The sequence below is a fragment of the Micromonospora sp. PLK6-60 genome, assembly GCF_019890675.1.
Classification (GTDB): Bacteria; Actinomycetota; Actinomycetes; order Mycobacteriales; family Micromonosporaceae; genus Micromonospora.
The window spans coordinates 1-7,872 of sequence record NZ_JAIOAA010000036.1 but is presented as its reverse complement, the minus strand read 5'-3'; the positions used below and the strand labels follow the sequence as shown (position 1 = coordinate 7,872).

Here is a 7,872-nt window from a genome sequence, read left to right as displayed (position 1 = left end):
AAGAGCCGGCGGCGATTCGGCAATGTCCGCCGGCTGCCGTCCGGCCGGTATCAGGCGCGGTACGTCGGACCGGATGGGCTGGAGCGCAAGGCGCCGCACACGTTCGACACCGAGCGAAAGGCGGCAAAGTGGCTGACCGTGGTGGAGTCGGAGATCATCAAGGGGGAGTGGGCGGCCCCGGAGTCGGGGGAGATCCAGCTTGAGTCGTACGGCCGGAAGTGGATCGCCGAACGGAAGCTCCAGCCCCGGACCCGGGAGAACTACGGAGACCTGTTCCGGCTGCACATCCGCCCGTACCTCGGCGGCCTCGCCCTGGGCGCGATCAAGCCGCAGACCATCCGCACCTGGCGCCGGACCCTGTTCGACGGCGGGACAACCGAGCCGCAGGCCGTCAAGGCGTACTCGCTGCTCCGGGCGATCCTCAACACCGCCGTGAAGGAGGACGAGTTGATTCGGCAGAACCCCTGCCGCATCCCGGGCTATGACCGCTACCACACTCCGGAGCGGCCGGTGGCGACCGTCGCCCAGGTGCTCGCGCTCGCCGAGCGGATGCCGCCGCGGTTCTCCGCGCTGATCATCGTCGCCGCCTTCTCCGGGTTGCGCTGGGGTGAACTGGCGGCGCTGCGGCGCTCGGATGTCGACCTGACGGCCGGTACGGTCCGGGTGCCGCGCAAGCTGGCCGTACTGCGCAGCCGGACGGAGTTCGGGCCGCCGAAGTCGGCGGCGGGCAACCGCACGGTGACCTTGCCGGGTGCGGCTCGGACCGTGCTCGCCGTGCACCTGGCCGAGCACGTGGGGGATGGGCCGGAGGCGCTGGTCTTCACCGGCGACAAGGGGGCGGTGCTGCGTTCCGGCAACTTCCGGCGGGCGGTCGGCTGGGTGGCGGCGCTGCGGGCGGCTGGCATGCCGGCGGGGTTCCACTTCCATGACCTGCGGCACACCGGCAACAACCTCGCGGCGGCGACCGGCGCCAGCACCCGGGACCTGATGCACCGGATGGGCCACGCCAGCATGCGGGCGGCCCTCATCTACCAGCACGCGAACAGCGAGCGGGACCGAGAGATCGCCGACGGCATGGATCGGCGGATCGCGAAGCAGGCCAAGCGGGCGGCGCCCTCGGCCACGGACAAGGCGGCGAAGCAGAAGGCGGCCGATGACGGGCCGGCGGTGCGGAAGGCGGCCAAGGGTAAGAAGGCCGCCCGACTGGCACGAGAGGCGGCCTCGCGGGGCGCGGCCGGCGCTACTGGCACGCCAATGGCACGCAAGATCAAAGAGAGCTAGCACGAGAACGGCGCAGGCTCGGCGATCATGCCGTTGACCTGGGCCGGAGGGTGTGGAGCGGGCGACGGGAATCGAACCCGCGTAGTCAGTTTGGAAGACTGAAGCTCTACCATTGAGCTACGCCCGCGCACGCCCCGACGGAGCGGGACGCGCCGACAGCGTACCCGGTCCACCCCGGCCGCGCGCACAGGCGGGCGGCCCCGAGGTCCGGCGAGCCGCGAGATGCCGTACCCCGTTGTCTCTCGATCGCCGGAAGCCCCGACGTGCCGCATCTCGCTCACCCACGACTGCGCGGGTCGCGGGCGCGATGTCCGGTTGTGCCCGGTTCGGCGCGTTGGGTGCCGCCCCGGCACCTCCGACCGGCGCCGACGGCATACACTTCTCGTCGCCACGGGGTGTGGCGCAGCTTGGTAGCGCACTCGCTTTGGGAGCGAGGGGCCGTGGGTTCAAATCCCGCCACCCCGACAGTCGTTCGCGGCCGGGGATGCCCGGAGTGCCGCCGTTTCGCCGCGGGGTGCCCCGGGCGCTGCGAGAGCAGCCACCCGGCTCGCCTACACTCGATGCGCTGAATCACGCCCAGACCTAACTGAGATCCGTCAAGGAGTACGCCTGTGAAGAGCACCGTCGAGACTCTGAGCCCGACGCGCGTGCGGCTCGCCATCGAGGTGCCGTTCGTCGAGCTCGAGCCGAGCCTCAAGAAGGCGTACCGCGAGATCGGCCAGCAGATCCAGATCCCCGGCTTCCGCCGGGGCAAGGTGCCGTCCGCGATCATCGACCAGCGGGTGGGCCGGGGCACCGTCCTCAACGAGGCGGTGCAGGAGGCCATCCCGCAGAACATCCTCGCCGCGGTCCGCGAGCACGACCTGAAGACGCTCGGCCGGCCGGAGGTCGAGATCACCGAGTTCAACGACGGTGACTCGCTCAACTTCACCGCCGAGGTCGACGTCCGTCCGGAGATCACCCTGCCGGACCCGGCCACCGTCGAGGTGACCGTGGACGAGCTCCAGATCGCCGACAGCGAGATCGACGAGCAGGTCAACAACCTGCGCGAGCGGTTCGCCACGCTGAAGACGGTCGAGCGGGCCGCCCAGGAGGGCGACTACGTCCAGATCGACCTGAACGCCACCGTGGACGGCGAGGACGTGCCGGGCGGTTCGGCCAGCAACATCTCCCACGAGGTCGGCAGCAAGCAGCTCCTGCCGGGGCTGGACGAGGCCGTGGTCGGCCTCGCCGCCGGCGAGAGCACCACCTTCACCACCCAGCTGGTCGGCGGCGACTTCGCCGGCCGCGACGCCGAGGTGGCGGTGACCGTGCGCACGGTCAAGGAGAAGGAGCTGCCGGAGCTGGACGACGAGTTCGCCCAGCTGGCCAGCGAGTTCGACACCATCCAGGAGCTGCGCGACGACGTGCGCGGCCGGGTCGAGCAGGGCAAGCGGGTCGAGCAGATCTACGCCGCCCGGGACAAGGCCCTCGAGCAGCTCGTGGCGGCCGCCGACGTGCCGGCGCCGGAGGGCGTCGTCAAGGAGGAGGTCGAGAGCCGCAAGGCGGCCATGGTCGACCAGCTCGAGCGGATCGGCGCCTCGCTGGAGGAATACCTCGCCGCCGAGGAGAAGACCGAGGAGCAGATCGACGCCGAGCTCCAGGAGGCGGCGACCGACGGTGTCAAGATCCAGCTCCTGCTGGACACGCTGGCCGACGCCGAGGACGTCCAGGTCTCCGACGACGAGTTCGGCCACGAGATCGTGCACCGGGCGCAGCGGGCGGGCATGGCCCCGCAGCAGTACTACGACCAGCTGGTGCGCTCCGGGGCGGCCGCGGCCGTCTTCGGTGACGTCCGGCGGGGCAAGGCGCTGGCCTCGGTGATGGAGAAGGTCAAGATCAAGGACTCGGCCGGCAACGAGGTCACCCTCGACGCGCTGCGCGCCGCCAACGAGGCCGAGCACAACCACGAGCACTGATCGTCGGGTGCGGCCGCCGTCCGCCGGTTTCCGGCGCCGACGGCGGCCGAAACCCTTTCTCGGGTACGTCCCCCGGGCCACTGCGCTGAGAGCGAACAGTGCCCCGACCGGGACTCTGCCGTAGGGCCGAGCGGTTAGTGTCGGGTAGTACGGTACGGAGAGCGAAGGGCTGCCATGACCGACATGCACATCCCAGCGAAGCCGCTCCGGGCGGTCGACGCCCGTGGGGGCGACTCAATTGGCAACCTCGACGACTCGGTCTACAACCGGTTGCTCAAGGAGCGCATCATCTTCCTGGGCAGCGAGGTGACCGACCAGGTCGCCAACCGCATCTGCGCGCAGCTGCTGCTGCTCGCCGCGGAGGACCCGGACCGCGACATCAACCTCTGGATCAACTCGCCGGGTGGCTCGGTCTACTCCGGCATGGCGATCTACGACACGATGCAGTTCATCGACAACGACGTCTCGACCGTGGCGATGGGCATGGCGGCCTCCATGGGCCAGCTGCTGCTCTGCGCCGGCACCAAGGGCAAGCGGTACGCCCTCCCGCACGCGCGGATCATGATGCACCAGCCGTCCGGCGGCATGGGCGGCACGGCGGCGGACATCGCCATCCAGGCGGAGCAGATGCTCTACACGAAGCGGATGTTCCAGGAACGGGTCGCGCACCACACCGGCCGGAGCCCGGCGGAGATCGAGGCGGATTCGGACCGCGACCGTTGGTTCACCGCCCAGGAGGCCATGGACTACGGCTTCATCGACAAGGTGATCACCGGAGCCACCCAGGTTCCGGAAGGCGCCGGGACCCTGAGCTGAGGAGCTGACGATGACCGACCTGAGCCTGCCGCCCCAGTTCGCGGCCGTGCACAACCGCTACGTGCTCCCGTCGTTCGTGGAGCGCACCTCGTACGGGGTCAAGGAGTCCAACCCCTACAACAAGCTCTTCGAGGACCGGATCATCTTCCTCGGCGTGCAGGTGGACGACGCGTCGGCCAACGACGTGATGGCCCAGCTGCTGACGCTGGAGGGCACCGACCCGGACCGCGACATCATCATGTACATCAACTCGCCGGGTGGCTCGTTCACCGCCATGACGGCGATCTACGACACCATGCAGTACGTCCGGCCGGACATCTCCACCGTCTGCCTGGGCCAGGCGGCCAGCGCGGCGGCGGTGCTGCTGTCGGCCGGCACGCCGGGCAAGCGGATGGCCCTGCCGAACTCGCGGATCATCATCCACCAGCCGGCCACCGAGGGCGGCTACGGGCAGGGCTCGGACATCGAGATCCAGGCCCGGGAGATCCTGCGGATGCGGACCCAGCTGGAGGACATGCTCTCCCGGCACTGCAACCGCCCGATCGAGCAGGTCCGCAAGGACATCGACCGCGACAAGATCATGACGGCCGAGGAGTCCAAGGAGTACGGACTGGTGGACACCATCCTCACCAGCCGCAAGAAGGGTTTGCTGGCCGCCAACTCGGCCAGCTGATCAGCACGGGTCGGAGGTCGGCCCGGGGAGTCCGTTCCCGGCCGACCTCTGACACACCCGTTTTGGGGGTCGGAGAAACCTCCGCCAGCGGGTAACGTCGGGTCCGGACGCTTCGCCGGTTCGGCCGGCGGGTAGGGATCGAGACGGACGGGCGCTCCGGCGTCCGGCGGGTCAGGGCCGGCGCACCGGCCGATGAGTGCAGGGAGAACGTAGGTGGCACGGATCGGTGACGGCGGCGACCTACTGAAGTGCTCGTTCTGCGGCAAGTCGCAGAAGCAGGTCAAGAAGCTCATCGCGGGCCCGGGCGTCTACATCTGCGACGAGTGCATCGATCTCTGCAACGAGATCATCGAGGAGGAGCTGGCCGAGTCCGGCGAGGTGAAGTGGGAAGAGCTTCCCAAGCCGATGGAGATCTGCCAGTTCCTCGACAACTACGTCGTCGGCCAGGACCAGGCCAAGAAGGCCCTCGCGGTCGCGGTCTACAACCACTACAAGCGGATCCAGGCCGAGGCGGCCGGCGCGCCGGGTTCCGGCAGCGACGCCGTCGAGCTGGCCAAGTCCAACATCCTCCTGCTCGGCCCGACCGGGTGCGGCAAGACCCACCTGGCGCAGACCCTGGCCCGGATGCTCAACGTCCCGTTCGCGATCGCGGACGCCACCGCCCTGACCGAGGCCGGCTACGTCGGCGAGGACGTGGAGAACATCCTCCTCAAGCTCATCCAGGCCGCGGACTACGACATCAAGCGCGCCGAGACCGGGATCATCTACATCGACGAGGTCGACAAGATCGCCCGCAAGTCGGAGAATCCCTCGATCACCCGGGACGTCTCCGGCGAGGGCGTGCAGCAGGCGCTGCTGAAGATGCTCGAGGGCACGGTGGCCAACGTGCCGCCGCAGGGCGGGCGCAAGCACCCGCACCAGGAGTTCATCCAGATCGACACCACAAACGTGCTGTTCATCTGTGGCGGCGCCTTCGCCGGGCTCGACCAGATCATCGAGGCCCGCACCGGGCACGGCGGCACCGGCTTCGGCGCCCGCCTCCGGTCCATCTCGGAGCGGTCGACCGACGACATCTTCAGCCAGGTCATGCCGGAGGACATGCTCAAGTTCGGGCTGATCCCCGAGTTTATCGGCCGGCTGCCGGTGATCACCAACGTGCGCAGCCTGGACCGCAGCGCCCTGGTGCGGATCCTCACCGAGCCGCGCAACGCGCTGGTCCGGCAATACCAGCGCCTGTTCGAGCTGGACGGGGTGGAGCTGGAGTTCGAGCAGCCGGCGCTGGAGGCGATCGCCGACCAGGCGATGCTCCGCGGCACCGGCGCCCGTGGCCTGCGGGCCATCATGGAAGAGGTCCTCCTTTCCGTGATGTACGAGGTGCCGAGCAACCCGGACGCCGCTCGCGTGCTGATCACCCGCGAGGTGGTCCTGGAAAACGTCAACCCGACGATCGTGCCGCGGGAGTTCACCGGCCGGCGGGCCCGCCGGGACCGCGAGGAGAAGTCGGCCTGATCCCGGCCCCGCTCGTTTGCGGCATCGCGGCGTAGCGGGTGTCGTCGGGCACCCGCCACCCGTACGCTGATCGTCATGCGCGTCGCCGTCTGCCAGCTCAACGCCCGCGACGACCGCGCGGCGAACCTCGCCGCCGCCGAGGCCCTACTGGTCCGCGCGGCGGACGCCGGCGCCGATCTCGCCGTCCTCCCCGAATACGTCGACTATCTCGGCCGGGCGGAGGGGATGCCGGCGCCGGAGGGCGCCGACGGCACGGTCGGCACCTTCTTCGCGGAGACCGCCCGACGACTCGGGATCTGGCTGGTCGCCGGTTCCTTCCACGAGGCCGGCCCCGACCCGGCGCACACCTGGAACACCTCCCTGGTCTTCGACCGCGACGGCACCCTCGCCGCCAGCTATCGCAAGATCCATCTGTACGACGTGGAGATCCCCGGGCGGGTGTCGTACCGGGAATCGGCGACCGTCGCACCCGGCGACCAGCCGGTGGTGGTGGACGTGGAAGGACTCCGGGTCGGCCTGTCGATCTGTTACGACCTGCGGTTCCCCGAGCTCTACCGGGAGCTGGCCACCAGCGGCGGCGCCGAACTGCTCGTGGTGCCGGCCGCGTTCATGATGCACACCGGCCGGGACCACTGGGAGGTCCTGTTGCGGGCCCGGGCGATCGAGAACCAGTGCTTCGTCGCCGCCGCCGGCCAGACCGGTGACCACGAGCCGGGCCGCACCTGCTTCGGGCGCAGCATGGTGGTCGACCCGTGGGGCACCGTCCTCACCCAGGTGCCGGACGGCCCGGGTCTGACCGTGGCCGAGCTGGACCTCGATCGCCTGCGGAGCATCCGCGCCGAGCTGCCCAGCCTGGCGAACCGGCGGCTGCCCCTGGCCGGTCGTCGTGCCGACCCGTCCGGCGCTGACCGGCCGGATCGGGTTTAGGGCCTAGCCCTGGAGCAGCACGCCCACCAGGGCGAAGCCGGCGATCGCGGCGGCCGTCACCAGTAGCGCCGTGGTCATCCGGGACCGGGGGCGTCGGGCGAGCCGAGCCACCCACACGACCAGCACGACGAGCACGAAGCCGCCGATGACCACCTGCCAGAGGGGCACGAGCAGGCCGAGCAGGGCATCCGCGGCGAGCGTGGCCGCCGGGGCGGGAGAAGCGGCATCCATGCCAGACACTCTGGCACGCCGGCGGGCTCGACCGCATGACCCGACCGCACCGGTCCGGGCGAACAACCCAGTGACGAACGTTGATTTGCCTTCCCGGGGCCGGTCCGCGTAACTTTCTCTCTGCACGCGGGAGGCCGGATAAACCGGCCGAGAACGGGCGCCAGGCTCGTGGCGGAGACGCCGAGCGAGACTGAGAATCTGGGCGGTGCGGCAGGCTCCGGGACACGGAGTTGCGAACGCGAAGCCGACCGGGTAGAGTTCGAAAGCCGGCAGGGAGCCGGGCGGGTGGCCGCGAAAGCGGCGATCGGCCGGTCTGCCGCTTCCCACGACAGCAGCGACCGCCCACTACGGGCGTGCGTCGGCGTGGATCGGGCCGTACCAAGTTGATCACCTCGGACACGAGGTTGACAGCGAAAGTCGGACCGAGTAAGTTAGAGAGGTTGCCCCAGACGGGGGTCCTGCGAGTGTGGGGCTTCT

The 7,872-nt window shown here is 69.9% G+C and carries 7 protein-coding genes and 2 tRNA genes; 7 read left to right on the top strand and 2 right to left on the bottom strand.

Translation table 11 applies throughout. The annotated features are described in order from the left end of the window. Positions 1-1,281: site-specific integrase (locus K7640_RS30530; RefSeq protein WP_255610213.1), on the top strand; the 1,281-nt coding region annotated here is incomplete at its 5' end. Between the two features lie 53 nt (positions 1,282-1,334). Here K7640_RS30530 and K7640_RS29675 read toward each other — a convergent pair. Next, positions 1,335-1,408, bottom strand: a tRNA-Gly gene (locus K7640_RS29675). 264 nt (positions 1,409-1,672) lie between these two features. Between K7640_RS29675 and K7640_RS29670 the strand changes: the two genes are divergently transcribed. From K7640_RS29670 to K7640_RS29645, 6 genes are all read left to right on the top strand, one after another. Then, positions 1,673-1,746 (top strand) — tRNA-Pro (locus K7640_RS29670). Positions 1,747-1,892: 146 nt separating this feature from the next. Next, on the top strand, positions 1,893-3,239 hold the full coding sequence (tig, locus tag K7640_RS29665; RefSeq protein ID WP_222958258.1) for a trigger factor: 1,347 nt from the start codon (positions 1,893-1,895) through the stop codon (positions 3,237-3,239). Positions 3,240-3,413: 174 nt separating this feature from the next. Continuing rightward, positions 3,414-4,055 (top strand): ClpP family protease, encoded by a 642-nt coding sequence (locus K7640_RS29660; RefSeq protein ID WP_222958257.1) that lies wholly within the window; start codon positions 3,414-3,416, stop codon positions 4,053-4,055. 10 nt (positions 4,056-4,065) lie between these two features. After that, positions 4,066-4,728 carry an ATP-dependent Clp protease proteolytic subunit gene (locus K7640_RS29655; RefSeq protein ID WP_222958256.1) on the top strand — a complete coding sequence of 221 codons (663 nt, stop codon included), beginning with the start codon at positions 4,066-4,068 and terminating at the stop codon, positions 4,726-4,728. 213 nt (positions 4,729-4,941) lie between these two features. Next, positions 4,942-6,237, top strand: a complete 1,296-nt coding sequence (gene clpX, locus K7640_RS29650; RefSeq protein ID WP_222958255.1) for an ATP-dependent Clp protease ATP-binding subunit ClpX — start codon at positions 4,942-4,944, stop codon at positions 6,235-6,237. A 75-nt stretch (positions 6,238-6,312) separates the two neighbouring features. After that, on the top strand, positions 6,313-7,164 hold the full coding sequence (locus K7640_RS29645) for a carbon-nitrogen hydrolase family protein (protein ID WP_222958254.1): 852 nt from the start codon (positions 6,313-6,315) through the stop codon (positions 7,162-7,164). Positions 7,165-7,167: 3 nt separating this feature from the next. Here the strand turns inward: K7640_RS29645 and K7640_RS29640 are convergent, their stop codons facing one another. Beyond that, positions 7,168-7,395 carry a hypothetical protein gene (locus K7640_RS29640; RefSeq protein WP_222958253.1) on the bottom strand — a complete coding sequence of 76 codons (228 nt, stop codon included), beginning with the start codon at positions 7,393-7,395 and terminating at the stop codon, positions 7,168-7,170. Positions 7,396-7,872 lie beyond the last annotated feature (477 nt).